This is a genomic window from Candidatus Magnetobacterium casense, from assembly GCF_019173545.1.
In the GTDB taxonomy this organism is placed as follows: domain Bacteria; phylum Nitrospirota; class Thermodesulfovibrionia; order Thermodesulfovibrionales; family Magnetobacteriaceae; genus Magnetobacterium; species Magnetobacterium cryptolimnobacter.
Genome location: NZ_JABXWD010000804.1, coordinates 1 through 1,015 on the forward strand (window position 1 = coordinate 1; position 1,015 = coordinate 1,015).

General features: G+C 48.2%; 1 protein-coding gene. It reads left to right on the plus strand.

Going from position 1 to position 1,015, the window contains the following annotated elements:
- Positions 1-1,015, plus strand: a 1,015-nt coding sequence (locus HWQ67_RS19675; protein ID WP_218254393.1) for a hypothetical protein, incomplete at both ends; no start/stop codon positions are given.

Here is a 1,015-nt window from a genome sequence, read left to right on the forward strand (position 1 = left end):
TATACTACGTCAAAGAGGTTCAATACCTGATAGCCCAGTTGATCTTCCAAAAGCTCCATGACATCGAACTCATCGTAGTCACCGACATAGAGGAATCACACACAATGCTTGACCTCTGCGCGGTACCATTTCCTACACGCATTGTAAGCGTAGTCGGACTGGACGGCATCTCCTTTTACAGTGCCGTGACCGAAAACGCCAGAGGTTTTATGGTCCACTGTCCCTCTGTTGAACTTGCCTTTGATATCCAGGAGTTCTTTACAACCCTGACCTATCTGCTGACGCATCAGGAAATTCCCATATACACTGCCCCTCCTTACCACATACTACCGGAGGGCAACCCTCTTGCAACAATGGGGATCGCAATGCCTGAGACATCCGTGTTTATCAGACGGGACATACTGAAAACTTATAAGTGGTTGGAATTTCCACGATACGATGCCCCCATGATAACATTCATTGTATCCGTTACGGAAGAGCTATCGCCACTACTGTATCTTAGCCTGTTTTCGATCTACGAGCACTGCGCTGAATATCCCTGTGAGGTACGTATCCTAACGGAAAAGGCCCATATCGCAGACTACATCCGCAGCATATGCAATGCCACCGTGTTTGAAACCAAAGGTGACGACAACCGCTTTGGTGTATTAAACGACATTGCAGGGTCTGCAACAGGCAAGTATCTGTTCTTCATGTCCTCCAATATAGCGCTGACCCACACATCGGTACCGGAGATTGCAATGACATTTTCGGAGTATCCCGGGGCTGGCATAGTGGCCGGTAAGACGGTATATCTCACGGAAATCATAGACAATGCCGGCTGTATACTGCTTGCCAACGGCTACAGGGTCAAGTATGGTTGGAATAAGCCTCGACAAGAGCTTAATTGTGCGTATCTCAGGGAAGTTGATTTCTTTCTCATGGCTTTTTTTGCAATCCGGGGTGATGTCTTCAAGGGAGTCAATGGATTTAGCGCCCTGGAGTTTGGCGACTTATGTGGTCAGGCGACCCTCCA